The organism is Streptomyces sp. JHA26 (genome assembly GCF_002005565.1).
GTDB lineage: Bacteria > Actinomycetota > Actinomycetes > Streptomycetales > Streptomycetaceae > Streptomyces.
This window is the reverse complement of the sequence record NZ_BDJC01000003.1, coordinates 62,447-82,250: the sequence shown is the minus strand read 5'-3', so window position 1 is coordinate 82,250 and position 19,804 is coordinate 62,447. Positions and strand designations below refer to the sequence as shown.

The window sequence follows — 19,804 nt, the reverse complement described above, 5'->3', positions numbered from 1 at the left end:
ACTCCTATGACCTCCACCATTCCTGTGACTCCCGGCGACGGAAGGCAGCACTGATCCCATGACCGCACGGCTCAGCCTGTATCAGAAGGCCGAACAGGAGCTGTACAAGCTCGACCGCTCGGTCAAGGGCAGGTTCTACGACTTCTGCCACCGCTTCCGCGAGGACCCGGATCACCCCGGCCTGGACCTCAAGCCCCTCAAGGGCGACGGTCGCGTCTTCCGCGCCAAGATCGACCAGTCGTACCGCGCCCTGCTGGCCAGGGCCGGCGTCGACGCCAAGGGCCAGGAGAACTGGCTTGTCATCGCGGTGCGTCACCGCAAGCACGTCTACGAGGAACTCTCGGTCGCGATCAACCGGATCACCGGCGAGATCGAGTTTGTGGACCTCTCCGTGGTGGGCGAGAGCGTGCTGCGGCGCGCGGGCGTCACCCTCACCCCCACCGAACCCGAGCCCGAGCCCGCCCCGCAGCCCGCGCCCGAGGCCGCCCCAGCAGCCGCCGAGCCCCTGCTCACCGGCGTCACCGCGGAGGACCTGCGGGACCTCGGCGTCGCCGACCAGCTCATCGACCTCGCGCTCGCCGTCACCGGCAGCGACGAACTCGACCAGCTGGTCGAGGGCGCGCCCCTGCTGTCCAAGGACATCCTGTACGGGCTCGCCGCCGGCATGCCCCTGGACGAGGTCCGCAAGGAGATCACCGCCCCGGTCAAGGTCGACCTCGGCCAGGACTACGCGCAGGACCTCGGCGCCGCGCTCGCCCGCACCACCGTCACCACCATCGACGCCGACATCCAGGCCGCCCTGGAGGAGGGCGACTTCCGCGCCTGGAAGGTCTTCCTGCACCCCACCCAGGCCAAACTCGTCCACCGCGCCTACAACGGTCCGGCCCGCGTCTCGGGCGGCCCCGGCACCGGCAAGACCATCGTCGCCCTGCACCGGGTCAAGCACCTCGCGCAGCAGCTGCCGCCCGGACACGGCAAACCCATCCTGCTGACGACGTTCACCAAGAACCTCACCACCGACCTGCGCGCCCGCCTCGCCTCGCTGATGGAACCCGAGCTCCTCGCCCGCGTGGAGATCGCCCACATCGACCAGCTCGCCGCCCGCGTCCTCAGCGAGAACGCCATCAAGGGTGCGGCGAAGCAGCGCGTCTACGACAGCACCGCGCTCAACGTGCTGCGCCAGCTCCTGCTCGAACTCGACGAGCGCCGCTGGGACGCCGAGTTCCTCTACGAGGAGTGGGACCAGGTGGTCCTCGGCCAGTCCATCGGCACCCGCAAGGCGTACTTCGACGCCCGTCGCGCCGGCCGCGGACGATCCGTCACCCGCCCCGAGCGTGCCCAGATCTGGAAGATCCTGGAGCAGTTCACCGCCCGCCTGGACAAGGAGGGCCTGGAGACCTGGGGTCAGGCCGCCGAGCGTGCCGCCCGCCTCGAGACGGAACGCGACGCGAAGATCAGGGCCCGGCAGGAACACAAGGAAGCCGTCGGCGGCAAGGACCTCATCCACCGCGACGACGGCTCCGGCATGCGCTTCCTCCACCACCGCTACCGGCACATCGTCGTCGACGAGGCCCAGGACCTGCGCGCCGCCCACTGGAAGATGCTGCGCGCCATGGTCGCCTCCGGCCCCGACGACCTGTTCATCGCCGGCGACACCCACCAGCGCATCTACGACCAGCAGGTCACCCTCTCCACCGTCGGCATCAACATCCGGGGCCGCTCCTCCCGGCTCACCCTCAGCTACCGCACCACCAGGGAGATCCTCTCCCGGGCCCTGCGGGTGGTGGACCTCACCGGCAAGGACCTCGCCTACGACGACCTCGACGACAGCACCGACACCCTCGACGGCTACCGCTCCGTCCTGCGCGGCCCCGCACCCGACCTCGTCCGCTGCGACTCCTGGGAGGACGAACTCGACCGGCTCGCCACCACGCTGACCGCCTGGCGCGAGGAGATCGCCACCGGTAAAGGCGGCGCCGGCCCGCGCCGCGACCCGCGCGGCAGCATCGCCGTGTGCGTCGCGGAACGGGACATGGTCAGCCAGGTGATGTTCCACCTGGCCACCAAGGCGGGCATCACCGTCGCCGAGCTCACCAAGGACGGCCCCAAGGGGGACGGCGAGGTGCACGTCGGCACGATGCACCGCTTCAAGGGCCTCGAGTACCAGAAGCTCGCCATCGTCGGCGCTCGCGACGGCATCATCCCCCGCACGGACATCCTCGAGCGCTACCGCACCATCGACCCCCGCCGCTATGCCCGCGAGGAACTCAGGGCCCGCTCCCTCCTCTTCGTGGCCGCGACCCGCGCCCGCGACGCGCTCCGCATCAGCTGGTACGACAGGCCGAGCCCGTACCTGCCGGTCTGAACCGCATCACAACCTCGCGGGTGGGCCGGCGTTCGCCGGCGTGACATTCGAACGCGGACTGCCCACCCGTACGCCTCGACGAGGTGTTTGTAGTCCTCGGGAGCGGCGTCACGAGCTGTGTCAGTTCCGCGTTCTCCGTCACGGCACGTCGCGGCGTGCGAGCGCCCTGGCGCGGGAGCGCCGCGAAGGCCGACCCCACGTGGATCAGCGGCTCCGCGCAGCGGGGGCAGGCCCGGTGCGGCCTGTCCCTGTCGTAGGGCTGCTTGTACGAGGCCCGACAGGGCAGACAGAGATAGGAGGTCTTCGCATGGCCCATGCGGCATGGGTAGGCGGCGCCTGCGCGAAGCTCGACGCGTTTTGGGAGCCGGGCTTCCTTATAGAGATCTTCGGAGATCCTTCCCGGCGGGGGCCGTCATACTGTGACTGTGCGGAACGGGGGCGCCGTGCCGCACATTCTCCGGGTGATCGTGTTGCAGCCCGTCCTCGAAATCGCCGCTTCCTCCGGTTTTGCGCTCTGGCCCGTCGCCGGGATCGAGCCGTACGGCTTCCTGCCGCTCAGCGGCGCGCTCACACCCGCCGAGGTCGGCACGGCGGTCATGAGCATTGCCGCCCACAATGACGTCGTACCGGCGACCGACGCCCCCTTGCCACGGCCCGCGGACCCGCTCGGTTCCTTCCTGCACGGGCTACTCACCATGAACGACCTCTTCGTCTCCGGTGGCCTGCGGGTCACGGACACCGTCTCCGGCGTCACCTTGCTGCCGGGCTGCTGCAACGGCCTTGAGGAACGCGGCGACTGGTTCGATGTCCTCGACGGGAACGGCTGGGCTCCCTTCGGCCACGACCCGTCCCCGCTCGCCGAACGCCACGGTGACGCCGTCCGCCTGACCGTGGACGCCGACCGGGACGACAGTCCCGTGATCGAACTCACCGCCGCCGACCTACGACGCCTGCTCACCGGAGCGGAACGCGACCTGACCGAGTTCCTCGGCCTGGCCGCCGCGTGGACCACCCGGCAACTCCCCGGCTACGCCGCCCCGGTGACTTCCGCCCTCGCCCGCGCCTTACTCCTCCCTCTCCGCTGACCCACCGCGTAGATCAGCCATACTGAACTTGAATGAGTGATGCCGGGCCGGCAAGGCCTGCTGCTGATCCGCCAAGATCTGCGAGTGACGAAGCGCATGGACGATCTGGTGGCCTTGTTGCGCGAGCTCGATGCCCCCGAATGGCTGGAGCGGCCCCGGGACTACGAGCGCAGTGAGATCGGCGCGCTGTTCAACGTCCTCGTGGCGCGGCTTGAGGACGACTTCACCGCTCCATGTGTCAGCGAGCGGGACACGCAGGACTCCAGTGAGTACGGGGCGAGTCACCATACCGGCTGATGCGACTGCGTGCGGAACCCGGATCGTTGTCTGCGTGAGCAAGTTCGGCTGCCTGGCACTGGTCTGCGCCGACATTCCCGGTGCCTCTTGGGTACCGGGGAAGCGCAAGCCGAGGGCGAGTTGGACGCTGCGGTTCTGGACAAGGTCATGGAGACGTTGGCCGACCTCGGATACGCGATCGTCCCCGAGGAACTATTGGAGTGCGATTACACCGGGCCGAGCCGGCCGCCCCGGCATGTTCAGCGTCCCACCTGGTGGCACCGCTTCTTCGGCAGCTTCTGACGTCTGTGCACGGCCTCAGCACGTCCCGCACCCGTATGGCTCGCGGACTCATGTCACACACGCGAATCCGGTGTCCGGGATGGTCGGTCCGGTTACCCGCACGACGGGGTGTCAGGCGGACCACAGCACTTCCGCCCAGACGGTTTTCGTATACGCGTCCCGGACCTCACAACCCCATCGTTCGGTGTACTCGGCCACGAGCAGCAGCCCACGTCCCGATAGGGCGTCGGATGGAGTCGCCCCGGCAGCCGGGTCGCGGGGCAGGCGCTCCAGGCGAGTGTCCGTCATCTCGAACCGAAGGGTGGCGTGCTCGAGCAGGAGGAGCAGCGTCAGCCGGAAGTCCCGTCCGGGGTGCGGCCGTGGGTAATGGTGTTGGCCGCCTGCTCGGCCGTGCACGTGCGGGACTCCGAGCCATGGTCGACGGGCCCGTGCTGCGGGTCGGCCGGGACCACCACCCGGTGTCGGTAGCTCGCGCCTCGATGCGCAGCCAGGTGTCGCCCGTGCAGAGCCGGAGAACGCCGTCGCGGACCTGGTCGCAGAGCGTCCGATGACCCGGCCGGGTACGTGTGCGGCGTGCGGCGGTCGGTCACCGTCCAGGTGGTGCCGTCGCACTCGGCGCGGGTGAGTTCGACGGCCCGCCGGTCGTGGTCGCGGCGGGTCGGCACGGCCCGGTCGACGATCCGTCGCCGCGCCGGTCACCTGGCGCCGGACGTCATCGCCACGAGTTCGGCCAGCACCTCGCGCTGGATGTCGGGGAACGACCGCTCCTCGCCCTCGGCGACCCACGTCCCGAAGGCCACGCCGAACACCGTCACCCCGGATTCCGCGGCCAGTCTGGCCGTCACGTCGGGGACTCCGCGGGACCGGAGGGCGTCGGCGATCGTCGTGGCCATTCCCGCCATCTTCAACAGCTCCCGTTCCTGCAGCGCGGGGTTCTCGGAGATGATCCTCTGCCGTCGCCTGGAGTGGTCGCGCCGCTCCGCCGCGAAGAACGGCGCCGCCGCCCACAGGCCGGCCTCGACCATCTCGAGCGGTGACGCGTCCGGCGCCGCCGCGGCCACGCCCTCCACGAACGCCTGCTCCAGCAGTACCTGGCCGCCGAACAGCACCTCGCGCTTGTCGGCGAAGTGACGGAAGAACGTCCGCTCCGTGACGCCGGCGGCCTGGGCGATGTCGGCCGCGGTCGTCCTGTCGTAGCCGCGGCTGACGTAGAGCTCCGTCGCCGCCGCCTGTAGCCGATCCCGCGTCCCGGGCTCCCATCTCACCATGCCCCCACTTTAGTGATGACAGACGCTGACGTGACAGCTACAGTGATGTCAGTCGCTGACGTCAGTGACTGACATCGCCTGCCTGGTCGGCATCGACCGGGCTCGAACCTCGGAAGAGAGCTTTCACATGCGTGTTTTCGTCACCGGAGCATCCGGATGGATCGGCTCGGCCGCGGTCGACGAGTTGCTCGCCAACGGCCACGAGGTGACCGGGCTCGCCCGCTCCGACGCCTCGGCCGCGTCCCTCGACGCGAAGGGTGTCCGGGTACGCCGCGGCGACCTCGACGACCTCGACGGCATCCGGGAGGGCGCCGCGGCCGCCGACGCCGTCCTCCACCTCGCCAACAAGCACGACTTCGACGACCCCGCCGCCTCCAACCGGGCCGAACGGGCCGCCGTTCAGACGATCGGCGACGCCCTCGCCGGATCGGGCCGTCCCTTCCTGCTGGCGTCCGGCATCGCCGGCCTGACGCAGGGCCGCCCGGTGACCGAGGAGGACAGGTCACCGTTCCACGGCCCGGACTCCCCCCGAGGGGGCAGTGAGAACCTCGCGCTGGAGTACGTCGAGCGCGGCGTGCACACGGTGAGCATGCGGTTCGCCCCGACCGTGCACGGCGACGGCGACCACGGCTTCATCGCGACCCTCACCGCGATCGCCCGCGAGAAGGGCGTCGCGGGCTACGTCGGCGACGGCACCAACCGCTGGCCGGCGGTCCACCGGTCCGACGCCGCACGGCTCACCCGGCTGGCGCTGGAGAAGGCCCCGGCGGGGACGCTCGTGCACGCGGTGGACGAGGAGGGCATCCCCGCGCGGGAGATCGCGGAGGCCATCGGCCGAGGGGTCGGCGTTCCCGTGGCCTCGATCGCACCGCAGGACGCGGAGCGGCACTTCGGCTGGATCGGCCGCTTCTTCGCCGCGGACATGCCCGCGTCGAGCGCGCGTACGCGGGAGCTCCTCGGCTGGGTGCCGAGCGGGCCCGGCCTCGTACGGGACCTGGAGGCCGGGCACTACTTCCGCGCCTGACCGAGCACGGCCCGCACAGCCGCTCCGGCAGCCCGGCCGCCGCGCCGCGGAGAAGGTTCCGGCGGGACCGCTCCGCTACGCGGCACGGGCATCAGGGGGTCGGGCGGTGCATGGGCGGCCGGTTCAGTATCTCGATGTACATGATCCGGCCGTACACGACGTCAAGGACCAGCATGCCCTCCGAAGGCGAGAGCGGTACGCACCGGTGGCCCTCGCCGTACGGTGTGCCCTTCTGGTGCACCGCCGTGTGGATGCTCTGGCAGAAGTCGTCGCCGCAGTCGCACAGGGCGACCAGACGGACATCCCGCACGCAGATCGCCAGCTCACGCTCTCCCTCGTCCTCCAAGAGGGTGACCAGTTCGTCCTCGAAGGACCACCGGGGTCCGGCAGGACCTCCTTGACCCACCACCTGGTGGATCGGACGGGGCCTGATGTCAGCTTCCGGCCGCATTCGGTCGATTCCCGGGCCCTGCCCCGGTTCGAGCCGGCCGGAGGAATCCTGCGCTACGCGTCGGTGCCGCGTTGCTGCAGCTCGTCCACCCGGACCAGGCGATGTGGAGCGGCGGGTCCATGCCCGAGCTCCGTCCCGGACCTCACAGGGCAATACACCTAGGCACCCCCGCCCGGGGTGATCAGGCCCGTCTCGTAGGCGAAGACGACGGCCTGGACGCGGTCGCGCAGGTCCAGCTTCGACAGGATGCGGCCGACGTGGCTCTTGACGGTGGTCGGGCTCAGGAACAGCCGTGAGGCGAGTTCGGCGTTGCTGAGGCCCGTGGCGAGCAGGCGGAGCACCTCCAGTTCACGAGGGGTCAGGTCGGAGAGATCGCGATGCGGGGGGACGGTCTGCGGTTCGTCGTGCCGGGCGAAGCGCTCGATCAGTCGGCGGGTGATCGTGGGTGCGAGGAGGGCGTCGCCGGACTGCACCAGCCGCAGGGCGGCCACCAGGTGTTCGGGGCTGACGTCCTTGAGCAGGAAGCCGCTGGCGCCGGCCGTGAGCGCGGCATAGACGTACTGGTCGAGGTCGTACGTGGTGAGGATGATGACCCGGGTCTCCGGCGGCCCGTCACCACCGAGGATGCGCCGGGTGGCCTCGATGCCGTCCATCACCGGCATCCGGATGTCCATGAGGACGACGTCGGGCCGCGTGCGGCGCACCGCTGCGACAGCCTCGGCCCCGTCAGCCGCCTCGGCCACCACCTCGATGCCGTCCGCAGCCAGAATCATCGTGAAACCGGTGCGTACCAGGGCCTGGTCGTCGGCGATGACGGCGCGCAGGGGCGGCCGGTCCCCGGTCATGCCTCGCTCCACGGGATGCGGGCGGTGACCCGGTAGCCGCCGGCCGGCGTCGGACCGGCCGTCAGTTCTCCCCCGTAGACGGCCAGCCGCTCCCGCAGCCCCAGGTGGCCGCGACCGTTGCTCTCCACCGGCGGGGCGTCCTTCGCCCCTCCCGTGTCCGTGACCTCGATCTCCAGGCAGTCGTCGGTGTATCCGACGGCGACGGACGCCTCCGCGCCGCACGCGTGCTTGATCGTGTTGGTCAGCGCCTCCTGCACGACCCGGTACGCCGCGAGGTCCACCCCCGACGGCAGGGGTTCCGACGGCAGCGACACCCCGACGCTCACGGGTGTCCCGGCGGCCCGTACCCGGGCGACCAGCGCGTCGAGCTGCGCCAGCCCCGGCTGCGGCTCCAGACCGTCGGGTCTTTCGTGGTCCGGAGCCGCCAACAGGCCCATCACGTGCCGCAGTTCGGCCATGGCGGCCCTGCCGCCCGCCTCGACGGCCAACAACGCCTCCTTGGACTGCTCGGGCATCGCGTCCATCACCTTGCGGGCCGCGCCCGCCTGGATCACCATCACGCTGACATTGTGGGTCACGACGTCGTGCAGTTCGGCGGCGATGCGCGCACGCTCCTCCGCGACAGCCCGGCGCATGGCCTCCTCCTGCGCCTGCTGCAGCTCGGTGACCCGGTCCCGGCTGGACGCCAGCCGCAGGTGCAGGAACCGGACGAGACTGGCCAGCATCCCGGCCACCAGCAACACGAATCCCGGGCTGGACCAGCCCGGGAGCAGGGGATCGGCGTTGCGGAACGCGTAACCGGAGAGCGCGGCGGCCATCACCAGGACGGCGATCGCCGGTATCCGGTAACGGCTGTACACGACGGCGCTGTAGGCGCCGACGACACAGGCCAGGACGGTGATCCAGGAGGCGGAGTCGCCGATGGCCAGCGCCGCGACCAGCACCGTCACGAACGTGGCCAGCGGGTACAGGCGCCTCAGTCCGAGCGGCAGCGTCGACAGGACGACCACGGCCCAGGGGACGGGTGGAGCGTCTTCCTCCGTGGGCGCCTGGTCGGGGCCGGGCGGGGGCGGCGCGGGCGCCCCGGTTCCGACGTCGATCATGGGAGGGTTCACCTCCACCGGCCCGTTGCCGGGGTACCGCACCGCCACGAACAGAGCGACGGCGGTCAGCACGACCGCCAGCACCACGTCCAGGCGCACCGTCCGCTTCGACTGCGGGGCGGACTTCGCCTCGGGGCGCAGTGCGTCGATGAGCTGGTGAAGCCGGCGGCGCCGGTCCTGCGCGTCCATCCGTCCATTCTGGGGCGCTCGTCGCCCGGTTCGCGTCCACCTGTCCGCTCAGGGTCTTGTCCTCGAGGCCTACTCCTCAGGTAGGACTCCGCGGCCGAAGCATCCGCTGGGAGGGGCCGATGTCGGTTCCGCGGCCGACGTGCCGCGCGGGCAGCGGTCTCTAGGGTCACGGAGTCGGCAACAGCACGTGTCTCTCGTGATCGCAAGGACGGACGACCCGCATGAATCAAGTGATCGAGCTGGAAGGTGTGGCGAAGCGCTACGACACCGCCGGTGCGCCGGTGCTCGGACCGCTCACGCTCAGCGTCGCCGAGGGCGAGGCCCTTGCCGTGACGGGCCCTTCCGGCAGCGGCAAGTCCACGCTGCTGAACCTCATCGCCGGCCTGGACAAGCCGACCGAGGGCTCCGTGATCGTCGCGGGGCGGCGGATCGACCGGTCGAGCGAGCACGCCCTCGCCACGTTCCGTCGCGAGCACATCGGCATCGCCTTCCAGTTCTTCCATCTCCTCGACGACCTCACGGTCACCGACAACATCCAGCTTCCGGCCCGGCTGACCGGGACGAGCCGGCGCGCGGCCGCTGCCCGCGCGGGTGAGCTCATGGAGATGCTGGGCATCCAGAAGCACGCACGCGCCTATCCGGGCCGGCTGTCCGGAGGCGAGCGCCAACGCGTGGGTTTCGCCCGGGCGTTGATCAACCGTCCCGAGCTGCTGCTGGCCGACGAGCCCACGGGGGCGCTGGACTCCGCCTCGGGTGCGGAGGTCCGCGAGCTGCTGATCGATCTGCACCGCGGTGGCCAGACCATCGTGCTGGTGACGCACGACCTGGCACTGGCCCAGGCGTGTGCGAGCCGCACGATCCACCTGGTGGACGGTCACCTCGTCCTCGACACGTATGCGCAGGCCGTCCGATGAGCCTCTTCGGTAACGGCGCGCTGGGCCGGGTCGTGCGCTCCGGGGTCGGGCGGCGGCGGGTGCAGACCCTGGTGATCGCCGTGGCCACGATGATGGCCGTGGCCTCGGCCGTGGTGGCCGGGGCCCTGATGGTCGCCGCGGCCGCTCCCTTCGACGACGCCTTCAAGAAGCAGCGGGGCGCGCACATCACCGCGCAGTTCGATCCGGCCGAGGCGAGTGTGGCGCAGCTGGAGCGCACCAGGAAGCTGGCCGGCGTCACGGCGAGCGCGGGGCCTTACGCGTCCACGGCGTTCCGCCCGGTGGACCGGTCGGGCTTCCGGATGCCGACGCTGACCGTGGTCGGGCGCTCCGGCGCGGACGCCGCCGTCGACCGCGTGGAGCTGAAGTCCGGCCGGTGGGCGCGGAAGCCCGGCGAGATCGTGGTCGACGCGTCCTTCCGAGGCCCCTCCCTCGACATCGGCTCCGCCCTCAGGACGTCGGACACCCCGAACGCCCCGACCCTGTCGGTCGTCGGGTTCGCCGTGTCGGTCGGCAGGTCCGCCGACGCATGGGCGACCTCGGAACAGGTCGAAGCGCTGGCGGCGCTGGGCAACCCCCTCATGACCCAGATGCTCTACCGCTTCGACTCCGCGAGCACGAAGCGGCAGATCCTCGCCGACCGGGCGAGGCTCGCCTCCTCCGTGGGCGCCGGGGCCCTGCTGGGCACGCAGTCCTGGCTGGACACCAAGCAGGCCGCGGATCAGGGCGCGGCGGCGACCGTCCCGTTCGTGATGGCCTTCGGTGTGCTCGGCATCGTCATGTCGGTGATCATCGTCAGCAGTGTGATCAGCGGTGCGGTCGGCACGAGTCTGCGCAGGATCGGCATCCTCAAGGCCATCGGTTTCACGCCTCGCGAGATCGTCCGCGCGTATGTGGCGCAGGCACTGATCCCGGCCACGGTCGGCATCACCCTGGGTGTCGTGCTGGGCAATCTGCTCGCGGCGCCGCTGCTGGCGGACACGGAGTCGGTGTACGGCAACGTCTCACTGTCGGTGGCCTGGTGGGTGGACGTCGCGGTACCGGCCGCCGCGCTGCTGGTGGTGGGCCTCGCGGCACTGATCCCGGCACGGCGCGCCGGACGGCTGAACACGGTCGAGGCCATCGCGGTCGGCCGGGCGCCGCGCCCGGGCCGAGGGCAGTGGGCGCACCGGGCCATGGGACGGCTGCCGCTGCCCCGGCCGGTGACGTACGGGCTCGCCGCTCCCTTCACGCATCCGGTGCGTGCCCTCGCGATGCTGCTCGCGGTGGCGTTCGGCACGGTCGCGGCCACGTTCGCGGTGGGACTGACCTCGTCCCTCCACGAGGTCGGCACGTCACAGGATCCCGAGAGCCGTGCCGCGGTCACGGTGACGACGGTCGAGCTGAACCATGTCGCTCCCCCGCCGCCACCGCCGCCCGTGGCCGGCGGCGCCCCGGCGAGCCCGTCTCCCGTCGCCCCCGGCCCGGCAGCCGTCACGTCCAGGCCCGAGGTGGCCGACCCGGCGAAGGTGCGGGCCGCCGTCAAGTCCGCGGCGGGGCTGGAGTCGTACTACGGCAAGCTCCGGACGGAGGTCGCCGTGGCCGGAGTCTCCGGCGCGGTGGAGGCCAGCCTCTACGAGGGCGACTCGCGCCCCGGCAGCCTTGAGATGCTCTCGGGGCACTGGATCAGGGGGAAGGGCCAGGTCGTCGTGCCCACGCGCTTCCTGGAGCGGACCAGCACCAAGGTCGGGGACACGGTGCGGATGACGTTCGAGAAGGAGAGCGCCGACCTGCGGATCGTGGGTGAGTCCTTCGACACCTCGGGCGATGAGCTGGAGGTGCACGCGGACATGGCCAACTTCCCGTCGGCGCAGCCCGAGACGTTCCTCGTCGACGTGAAGCCCGGTGTGTCGGCGGACACGTTCGCCCGGAAGCTCGCGAGTGTGGTGCGGCCGATGGGCGGTGACGCCACGACCGTCGTGGAATCGGAGCAGAGCGGCATCATCCTCATCATGGACGCGATGGCGGTGCTGCTCACCCTCATGCTCATCGCCGTGGCCGGTCTCGGCGTGCTCAACTCCGTCGTCCTGGACACCCGCGAACGCGTCCACGACCTGGGCGTGTGCAAGGCGATCGGCATGTCGCCGCGGCAGACGGCGGGCCTCGTGCTCGCCTCGGTGTCCGCGATCGGCGTGGTCGGCGGGTTGCTGGGCGTGCCGGTGGGGTACCTGCTGCACGGCGTCGTCATGCCGGTGATGGGGCGCGCCGTGGGCACCGGTATGCCGTCACGGGTCCTCGACGTGTACGGGCCGGTCGAGCTGCTCCTGCTGGGGCTGGGTGGTGTCGTGCTGGCGATGCTGGGCGCGATGATCCCGGCCGGATGGGCGGCCAGGGCCCGTACGGCCACGGTCCTGCGCACCGAGTGAAGCCGGACACGACGGACGGGACGGTAAATCGTTCGGTGTAACTCCCGATCGTGGAGGATGCGTCGATGACCAGTGAGAACGTGGCCGAGCAGGACGCTGTCGAGTCGGCAGCGGCTGTGTCGGCGAAGGCCGTGGACGACCAGCTGATCGACGAGCTGGTGAGCCGGGTCCGGGTTCAAGGCCTACGGCTGACCGGCGAGGGCGGACTGCTGCAGCTGACCAAGCGGTTGCTGGAGTCCGCCCTGGAGGGCGAGATCACCGGCCACCTCGGCTATGACAAGCAGATCCGCGACGGCGCGGTCGCCAACCGGCCCATCCATGTGGCCCTCGCGGTCACGGTCGAGGGCCGGCGGGAGATCCTGGGGCTGTGGGCCGGCGACGGCGGCGAGGGCGCCAAGCACTGGCTGCACATCCTCACCGAGATCAAGAACCGCGGCGTCAACGACGTCCTGATGCTGGTCTGCGACGGGCCCAAGGGCCTGCCCGAGGCGGTAACGAGCAGGCCGCCCTGCAGTGCGTCCACATGGCGATCATGTCGCTCGATCCCACGGGCAAGGGCCAGGCTCGCTGGAGCATGCGCTGGAAGACCGCGTTGAACGCCTTCGACGGCCGCCTGCCGGCAGCCCCAACCACCCCAGTAACACCGCTCGTTTGCCAGACACTTCCCAAGCGAGTGAGGCAGGTCACGGGCGCGGGCAGGTGGATTCGTATGGCAAGCCGGGGGCGTACTTCTGCCACTCCTCGCGGGACAGGCCGCGACCGGTGATGTCACAGGCCGCTGCGGTCGGGTCGGCGGCGATGGCCGGTAGGCCACCGAGGTTCCAGAGTTCCACCGTGCCGGTGTCCAGGGTGACGGCGAGAGTCTTCCGGTCGCCGCTGAACCGTGCGTCTGTCACCTCGACCGTGGTGTCCGTCAGTGTCGCCGTGTGGGTCGGCGGTCTTGAGCCGCCGATGGTCCACAGCTCCGCGCGACCGGATCCGGTTCCCGTGACGACCAGGTGGCCCTCGGGGTGGGCGTCGATCTGTGTGACGTCTCCGGGGGCTTCGGCCGAGCTCAGGAGCTTGCGTCCGGTTGTGGGACTCACGGACCACACGGACAGGCGTCTGCTCCCATGGGTGACCAGTTCTCGTCCGTCGGCGCGGTAACCCGCGAAATCGAAGCTCTCCTCGCCCAGTGTCCGGTACTCCGAGGACCCGCGCGCGGGCAGCGGGGTCGGATCGGAGGGGTCGGTGAAGTTCCACAGCTCGTCGGGCAGAGCAACCGTCGTGCCGTCCGGGCCGAAGACCACCGGGGTGTTCCCGGTGAAGTCCATGTTCAGAGACCATCCGCGGGGTTCGTACGGATCCATCCGCCAGGTCTCCACCGGATTCTTCGGGTCATGGACGTCCCAGGCGTGGATCCACACGGGGCCGAGGAACCGGGAACCGGCGGCCACGAGCAGCGGGCGGCGAGGGCTGAACGCCAGCGACGACACCCCGGACCTCGGGGTGATGTCGCCCAGGTGACGTGGTGCGCTCAGATCAGTGGTGTCCCACAACGAGATCCTGCCGGTCTGTTGGGTCTCGCCGGCCTGGCTGCCGACGGCCAGCACGGTGCCGTCACCGTTGAAGGAGACCGCCGTGGCTTTCTGGAGCTGTCCGGTGAGCAGTTTCTGTCTGCGCGGGCGGGCGGGGTCGGAGGTGTCCCAGAGCCACACCTCACCGCCGAAGGCCGCAACCGCCAGTTTGCGGCCGTCCGGGCTGAACGCGGACGCGTTCAGCCCGGTGGAGTCCATGCGCAGGGTGGCGGCACGGGTCGGAGCCTGGTTGTGGACGAGCCATCTGGTGAGAGAGCCGGAGGTGTCCGCCAGGCTGACGGTCCGGCCGTCACGGCTGAAGGCGATGGCGTGAACCGGGGTGTCGTGCCCGCCCAACATGACCGGCTCGCCGGGACGAGAGGGATCGCTCACGTCCCGGAGGAAGGTGGAGTCATCCAGCAAGGAGACGACCAGGTGGCGACCGTCCGGACTGAACGCCGCCGCTTCCACTTGGTCTTTGTGCGCGAACGTGGCCAGTTGTCTGGGTGACTGAGGGCGGCGGAGGTCCCACAGCGTGACGTTTCTGTCACGGCCCACGGCGAGAACGGGTGCGGTGCGGCTGAACACTGCGCTGCCGAAAAGCCCTTGTCGGGAGACCGCTCTGGGATTGCGGACATCACGGATGTCCCACGCCGTCCAACCCGTGAGGTGGGTGACGCTCTCGGGCTCGAGGGAACCGTCCGAGGCGGTGAACAGGCTCGAGCCGGTGACGAGGGTGTGCCCGTCGGGACTGAACATCACGTCGTCCGAATCGACGGCGGGCAGCGGTGCGGTCAGCCGGCGCGGCGCGGACGGCTGGGTGATGTCCCACAGCTGGAGTGTGCCGTTCGCTCTACCCGACACCACGGCCATGGTCCTGCCATCCGGGCTGAACGCCGCTTCCGCCGTTTCGCGCAGGTCCTTCCAGTGCAGCACCCGGCGGGGGTGGGTCCGGTCCGAGAGATCCCACAGCACCAGGCTGGTGCGGAACTGCTCGTCGCGACCGGCGTTGCCGATGGTCACCAACAGACGCCCGTCGGACCTGAAAGCGAGGTTGTTGACGGGCTCCGCGTGACCGGTGAGCGTGGCCAGTCGGCGCGGGCGGACGATGTCACTCGTGTCCCACAGGCTGACCGTGCGCCTTGCGGCGCTCTTGGCCCCGGCGAACGGGGCCGCGGTTGCCAGCAGGGTGCCGTCGGTGCTGTAGGACGCCGGGTCCGATTTTCCGACGCTCCCCACGGAGGTGCCTGCCAGACGAGTGCGTTGCAGGGTGGTGAGCAGTCCCTCTCGTGCTTCCGCCGTCTGCTCGATGCTCAGGGCGGCCATGCTGAACCGGAGCGAGGTGAGCGGATCCTTCTCGCGCAGGTTCTCGGCTTCCGCCTGCAGTGCCCGCACCGTGGCCAGACGGCGCTGCTCCCCAGCCTGCCGCCGCTGTTCGTCGGCCTCCTGCCGTCGCTGGTCGGCGAGGTTCGCCATGATCAGCGCGATCACCAGCAGCGCCGTCAGGGCGGACACACCGGCACGGCGCAGCCGCACGGTGCGGGCATGCTGCCGTACCTCCTCGCTGTCCAGCTCGTCCTTGGAGATCCCGTGGACGGTGGCGGCCAGTGTGCCGACCGCTTCCCGGAACCTTCCGTGGTCCAGGGAAAGCGCGCGCTCCGGGACGGCCCAGCGCAGGTCCACCCAGAGGGGTTCGCCCGGGAAGCAGCCCCGCAGGTCGTCGGGCAGGGCCGTGGTCCGCGCCCAGTCGAAGTCGGCCCGACGGTGGTCCCACACGATCTCGCCGTCCGTGAGGACGATCAGCATCGTGTCGGTGCCGTGGTGCGCCTTCCAGAAGGAGATCTCCCGCCGTACCCACGGCGACCGGGCCGACTGCGGTGACGCCAGGAGGATGAAGTAGCGCGAGTTCCGCAGGGCCTGTTCGATCGTCGTCCACAGATCCGGGTTGGCCGCGAGGCTGGCCTGGTCACGGAACACCCGCAGGGCGCGCGGCCGGTTCCAGGGCTTTGCCAGACGGTGCAACCCTTGTTGCAGGGCGGGGGCGAGCACGCTGTCCGCCATGTGACTGTAGGAGAGGAAGGCGTCGTAGGAGTTGCGGAACGAACCGGGCGGCTTCATGAGTGCGAGGCCCTCCACAGGGTGTGTTCGCGGGAGATCGCGTCCTCCGATCCCCCGACGAAGCTCGCCCATTCCTCCTCGGTCCGCACGTGCCGCACCCGCAGGCCGATGGTGGCCAGTTCGTGATGCGCCAGCGCATACGCGGTGGCGAGGTTCTGGTGTTGTCTGGTCTGCACCCACGCGGCTCCGGCCGCGGCCAGTGCGGCCGCCAGGCCGAGAAGATCGATGTCGATCACACCGGCGGACTTCAGTACTCCGGCGGCCAGGCCGAGGAGTTCGAGCGTGGCGAGGGCGACCGACCACTGCGTGGCTCTGCGTTCGTTCCAGCGTGCTTTCGTCCCGTACCATTCCTGCTGGTCCCTGATCCGCTCCCGCAGGTACAGCTCACGGCGTCGCTCCAAGGGAAGCGCCCGGACCCGGCGCATGCCCTCGGTCACCTGCTCCGGACTGCCGTGATCGGGGATCAACAGGACCGGCTCGACGTCGGACTCGATCTCGACGAAACGCGCGAGCAGCAGGTCCGCGGCCTGTTCGTCGTCGAGTTCGGCGATGCTCAGCGGACTGCCGCCCACCAGGTAGCGCCAGGTCAGGGTCTTCGTCGACTCGGCGACCGCGCGCCCGACGTACCACTGCCGGTCGGGGCGCTCCTTCAGCATGTACACATCGCTCACCAGAGCCGCCCCGAAGGCCACCGAGGCCAGCACGGCTGCCACGTCCGTGTCCCCGGCCCGTAAGGCCACCGCACCGAAGGCGGCAGCCGTCACCAACGCGCCGAGCTGGAAGCGTGTCACGATGGTGTGCCGCCGCTGTCCCTTGAGCGAATTCGCGTCGGCCGCACGGTACAGCGCGGGGAAGTCCTCGTAGTCGATCACCACCGACACACATCCCCCTTCTCCGCGTGATCCACACACAAGGATGCCTCAACCGCCTTGTTTGCCAAGCCCTTTGAGAACTTCTGCCTCCAAAGCGTGGTGTCGTCACGATGGCCTGTGTGTGGACCCGGCTGGGCACCGGTCACCCGCGTACCGCGCCGGACAAGGCCGTGCTCGTCCGTTCTCGGGGGCATCCGTGACGACCGTCACTCGAGCGGTTCGGACGGCAGTCAGGGGCGGCGGCGCTCGGTCGGGAGCCGGACCACGCACCACCATCGGTCAGCCGGCCCGGGACACCGTCATACCGACCCGCAGGTGGAGGCGCCCAAGGTTCACCGAAGATCCCGAGCATCGAACGGCGCGGCGACACAGCACCGCATCACCGGTCGGTCGAACCGGCGACTTCCCTGACCATGTGATCCCGCAGGCGGGACGTCCACCGAACCGAAGCGCATCCTCGATGGAACGCTGAGAGGCCGGGCTCCGGGAAGAGCACGGCGGAGTTTCGGCGCGGTCGAAGAGCGCCCCGGCCTCGGCCCCGGCCCCGGCCCCGGGTGCCGCAACGACAGCGGCAGCGGCATGCTCGGCGTTTTGGCCACCGTCGCTCCGGCCCCCGGCCCAGGGGCCGCAAGGGTCGATGCCACCCGCAAGCTCCGGCGCGCGCTCTATCCCGGGGTTACCGACAAGACCGAAACACATGTGTTCGAAATCCCGGTCGGCTCGTTGAGCCACACGAACCAGCCGCACGACCGTCGAGGGGGACCACATTGACTTCGGCCAGGACACCAGCACAGGCGACACCCCATGACGCGGCACGGAGTGAGGAGCACTCGTATCGCGACGAGTTCGGCCGCAGGGCCTCTGTACGGATGATCACGGCCACCACGGTGCGGTGGCTGCCTGTGCCGGTTCTCCGGGCAGGGAGCCGGTCCGGGCGGGGAGGCGCGCTGTGAAGCGGTTCTTCGGACGCGTGCGGATGGCCGAGCCGGAGGTCTCCGACGCCGAGCAGGAGCTCTTCGGCGGTCCTCTGCGCTACGACCTGGGCTGGTCGGAACACGAGCGTGCCCGGCTCGACCTGACGATGATGTCGGCGCTGCGCTCCATGCCGAGGCTGGTCGGGGCGACCTTGCGCATCGCGTGGCAGGCGGACCGTCGCGCGCTGCTCACGGTCGCCCTCAGCGAGATCGGGCAGGGTCTCGCCGCCGCGGTCGGGTTGCTCGCGGTCAACGCCGTCATGCACGCACTGCTCGGCTCGGGCACCCCCGGGCAGCGGCTGCACGCGGTCCTGCCCGGACTGTTCGCCGCCGCCGCAGCGGCCGTGGTCAACTCCGGACTGGCCGGCTGGTCGACCTCGCGGGCCGGCCGGCTGGAGCCGCTGGTCGAGCGGATCGCCACGACCCAGTACCTGGCCGCCGCCGCGTCCGTGGAGCTGGAGGCCATCGAGGACCCGGAGTTCCGGCGGTTGATCGACGTCGCCCAGTACGGCGCCGGATCCGCCCGCCGCATGATCAGCGCCTGCGTGGCCGCCCTGAACGGGACCATCTCCCTGATCTCCACGGCCGGTGTGCTCACCATCCTCCACCCGGCCCTGCTGCCGATGCTGATCCTGATCGCGGCGCCGCGCGGCTGGGGCGCGATGCGGGTGGCGCAGGAACGGTACGTGTCGGTGATGAGCTGGGTCGAGCACGTGCGGGCCAGCCGCCTCATCGGCAACCTGCTCACCGAGCGCACCGCCGCCCAGGAGGTGCGCATCCACGCCGTCGGGCCGTTCCTGCTCAGCCGTTACGAGCGGATGGCGGAGAGCGCCGAGGCCGAGCAGGAGCGGCTGGCCGCCGGCAAGGCCGTCACCGAGTGGGTGGCCGCCGCGCTGTCCGGACTCGCCCTGGCGGCGACGTACGCGGCCATGTTCTGGCTGATCACGAGCGGGCACATGAGTCTGGCCGTGGCCGGCACCGCCGTCATCGCCGTCCGGTCCGGTTCGGCGAGCCTGGGGGCGCTGGTGATGAACGTCAACCAGCTGCACGAGGAGTCCCTCTACGTCCGCGACCACGCCCGGTTCCTGGACGAGGCGGCACGGCGCACCATCACCGGCGGAGGCGGTCCCGTTCCCCCGCGGGTGAAGCAGATCGTCCTCGACCAGGTGAGCTACCGCTACCCGGACCGGGAGACCCCCGCCCTCGACGAGGTCTCCCTCACCCTGCCCATGGGCTCGGTCACCGCCGTGGTCGGCGAGAACGGCTCCGGCAAGAGCACGCTGATGAAGGTGTTGTCGGGCCTGCTGCTGCCGCAGACCGGGACGGTGTGGTGGGGTGAGGCCGACATCGCCTCCCTGGACCGCTCCCAGGTCTTCGACCGCGTCTCACTGCTCACCCAGGACTTCCAACGCTGGCCCGTGACAGCCGCGTTGAACATCCGCATCGGCCGGCCCGCCCGAGCGGCCGACCCCGAGGAACTGCAGCCTTCCGTGGACTACGCGGGTGCCGGACCGGTCATCGCGAAACTTCCCGACGGGCTGCACACCCTGCTGGCCCGGATGTTCCGCGGCGCGAGCGAACTGTCGGGCGGCGAGTGGCAGAAGATCGGTCTCGCCCGGACCCACTGGCGCAGCGCCACCTCGGATGCCGACGGCGTCCTCATCGTGGACGAACCCACCTCCGCCCTCGACCCGGAGGCCGAGATCGCCGCCTTCGACCGCATCCGCCGTCTCGCCGCCCCCGACCGGGCCGTCGTCCTGGTCACCCACCGCATGTCCGGCGTCCGCCACGCCGACCGCATCTACGTCCTGCACCACGGACGCCTCGTCGAGCACGGCAGCCACGACGAGCTCATGGCCGCCGGGGGGCGCTACGCCTCGATGTTCGACGCGCAGGCCGCCCAGTACGCCCCCACGGGCACCATCCCCCGCCCCGGCTCCCCCACCGTCGCGGATCCCGCATGACCCGCTCGAAAGGCCCCGGGGTGACGACTCCCCCACCACCGCCGAGGCCGAGAGCCTCACCGCGGACTGGTCCG

The 19,804-nt window shown here is 70.6% G+C and carries 14 protein-coding genes and 2 pseudogenes; 9 read left to right on the top strand and 7 right to left on the bottom strand.

The genetic code is table 11. The features are described from left to right. Positions 1-58: 58 nt before the first annotated feature. A complete protein-coding gene (locus JHAT_RS02705; RefSeq protein ID WP_077796394.1) occupies positions 59-2,365 on the top strand; it encodes a UvrD-helicase domain-containing protein in 2,307 nt (768 codons plus the stop codon). Between the two features lie 166 nt (positions 2,366-2,531). Here the strand turns inward: JHAT_RS02705 and JHAT_RS35095 are convergent. Beyond that, positions 2,532-2,681: pseudogene (locus JHAT_RS35095) on the bottom strand (deoxyxylulose-5-phosphate synthase); the annotation flags it as partial. Between the two features lie 145 nt (positions 2,682-2,826). Between JHAT_RS35095 and JHAT_RS02695 the strand changes: the two are divergent. The 3 genes from JHAT_RS02695 (at position 2,827) to JHAT_RS35085 (ending at position 4,029) form a co-directional block, all read left to right on the top strand. Beyond that, positions 2,827-3,450: a hypothetical protein gene (locus JHAT_RS02695; protein ID WP_171990710.1), complete on the top strand. Its 624-nt coding sequence runs from the start codon at positions 2,827-2,829 to the stop codon at positions 3,448-3,450. Positions 3,451-3,534: 84 nt separating this feature from the next. Further along, entirely contained in the window at positions 3,535-3,747 is a 213-nt protein-coding gene (locus JHAT_RS35090; RefSeq protein ID WP_253195383.1) for a hypothetical protein, read from the top strand. A 120-nt stretch (positions 3,748-3,867) separates the two neighbouring features. After that, complete coding sequence (locus JHAT_RS35085; protein WP_253195382.1) at positions 3,868-4,029, top strand: hypothetical protein; 162 nt, start codon at positions 3,868-3,870, stop codon at positions 4,027-4,029. 695 nt (positions 4,030-4,724) lie between these two features. Here the strand turns inward: JHAT_RS35085 and JHAT_RS02680 are convergent. Next, a complete protein-coding gene (locus tag JHAT_RS02680) occupies positions 4,725-5,297 on the bottom strand; it encodes a TetR/AcrR family transcriptional regulator (protein ID WP_077796391.1) in 573 nt (190 codons plus the stop codon). A 127-nt stretch (positions 5,298-5,424) separates the two neighbouring features. Between JHAT_RS02680 and JHAT_RS02675 the strand changes: the two genes are divergently transcribed. Then, the gene (locus JHAT_RS02675) at positions 5,425-6,321 is read left to right on the top strand and encodes an SDR family oxidoreductase (protein ID WP_077796390.1); all 897 of its coding nucleotides are present in this window, start codon (positions 5,425-5,427) and stop codon (positions 6,319-6,321) included. A 91-nt stretch (positions 6,322-6,412) separates the two neighbouring features. Here the strand turns inward: JHAT_RS02675 and JHAT_RS02670 are convergent, their stop codons facing one another. The 3 genes from JHAT_RS02670 to JHAT_RS02660 form a co-directional block, all read right to left on the bottom strand. Continuing rightward, positions 6,413-6,730, bottom strand: coding sequence for a hypothetical protein (locus tag JHAT_RS02670; RefSeq protein ID WP_253195381.1), 318 nt, complete (start codon positions 6,728-6,730; stop codon positions 6,413-6,415). A gap of 200 nt (positions 6,731-6,930) precedes the next feature. Then, positions 6,931-7,617 (bottom strand): response regulator transcription factor, encoded by a 687-nt coding sequence (locus JHAT_RS02665; RefSeq protein ID WP_077796389.1) that lies wholly within the window; start codon positions 7,615-7,617, stop codon positions 6,931-6,933. Then, positions 7,614-8,909 (bottom strand): sensor histidine kinase, encoded by a 1,296-nt coding sequence (locus JHAT_RS02660; protein WP_077796388.1) that lies wholly within the window; start codon positions 8,907-8,909, stop codon positions 7,614-7,616. Before JHAT_RS02660 ends, JHAT_RS02665 begins: the two co-directional genes overlap by 4 nt. Before the next feature lie 221 nt (positions 8,910-9,130). Between JHAT_RS02660 and JHAT_RS33625 the strand changes: the two genes are divergently transcribed. The 3 genes and pseudogenes from JHAT_RS33625 to JHAT_RS35080 form a co-directional block, all read left to right on the top strand. Next, the gene (locus tag JHAT_RS33625) at positions 9,131-9,823 is read left to right on the top strand and encodes an ABC transporter ATP-binding protein (RefSeq protein ID WP_107481803.1); all 693 of its coding nucleotides are present in this window, start codon (positions 9,131-9,133) and stop codon (positions 9,821-9,823) included. After that, positions 9,820-12,246 carry an FtsX-like permease family protein gene (locus JHAT_RS02650; protein WP_107481802.1) on the top strand — a complete coding sequence of 809 codons (2,427 nt, stop codon included), beginning with the start codon at positions 9,820-9,822 and terminating at the stop codon, positions 12,244-12,246. Before JHAT_RS33625 ends, JHAT_RS02650 begins: the two co-directional genes overlap by 4 nt. A gap of 281 nt (positions 12,247-12,527) precedes the next feature. After that, a pseudogene (locus JHAT_RS35080) lies at positions 12,528-12,746 on the top strand (transposase); the annotation flags it as partial. A 183-nt stretch (positions 12,747-12,929) separates the two neighbouring features. Here the strand turns inward: JHAT_RS35080 and JHAT_RS02640 are convergent. Further along, positions 12,930-15,920 carry a TIR domain-containing protein gene (locus tag JHAT_RS02640; protein WP_171990709.1) on the bottom strand — a complete coding sequence of 997 codons (2,991 nt, stop codon included), beginning with the start codon at positions 15,918-15,920 and terminating at the stop codon, positions 12,930-12,932. Next, entirely contained in the window at positions 15,917-16,801 is an 885-nt protein-coding gene (locus JHAT_RS02635; protein ID WP_171990708.1) for a DUF4231 domain-containing protein, read from the bottom strand. The genes JHAT_RS02640 and JHAT_RS02635 overlap by 4 nt, the downstream gene beginning before the upstream one ends. A gap of 940 nt (positions 16,802-17,741) precedes the next feature. Here JHAT_RS02635 and JHAT_RS02630 point away from each other — a divergent pair. Continuing rightward, positions 17,742-19,730: an ABC transporter ATP-binding protein gene (locus JHAT_RS02630; protein WP_077796385.1), complete on the top strand. Its 1,989-nt coding sequence runs from the start codon at positions 17,742-17,744 to the stop codon at positions 19,728-19,730. Positions 19,731-19,804 lie beyond the last annotated feature (74 nt).

Excerpts from the sequence above, each read along its gene's own strand:
- JHAT_RS33625 (WP_107481803.1), top strand. The coding sequence starts at position 9,131 with ATGAATCAAGTGATCGAGCTGGAAGGTGTGGCGAAGCGCTACGACACC.
- JHAT_RS02650 (WP_107481802.1), top strand. The coding sequence starts at position 9,820 with ATGAGCCTCTTCGGTAACGGCGCGCTGGGCCGGGTCGTGCGCTCCGGG.
- JHAT_RS02660 (WP_077796388.1), bottom strand. The coding sequence starts at position 8,909 with ATGGACGCGCAGGACCGGCGCCGCCGGCTTCACCAGCTCATCGACGCA.
- JHAT_RS02705 (WP_077796394.1), top strand. The coding sequence starts at position 59 with ATGACCGCACGGCTCAGCCTGTATCAGAAGGCCGAACAGGAGCTGTAC.
- JHAT_RS02675 (WP_077796390.1), top strand. The coding sequence starts at position 5,425 with ATGCGTGTTTTCGTCACCGGAGCATCCGGATGGATCGGCTCGGCCGCG.
- JHAT_RS02665 (WP_077796389.1), bottom strand. The coding sequence starts at position 7,617 with ATGACCGGGGACCGGCCGCCCCTGCGCGCCGTCATCGCCGACGACCAG.
- JHAT_RS02680 (WP_077796391.1), bottom strand. The coding sequence starts at position 5,297 with ATGGTGAGATGGGAGCCCGGGACGCGGGATCGGCTACAGGCGGCGGCG.
- JHAT_RS02640 (WP_171990709.1), bottom strand. The coding sequence starts at position 15,920 with ATGAAGCCGCCCGGTTCGTTCCGCAACTCCTACGACGCCTTCCTCTCC.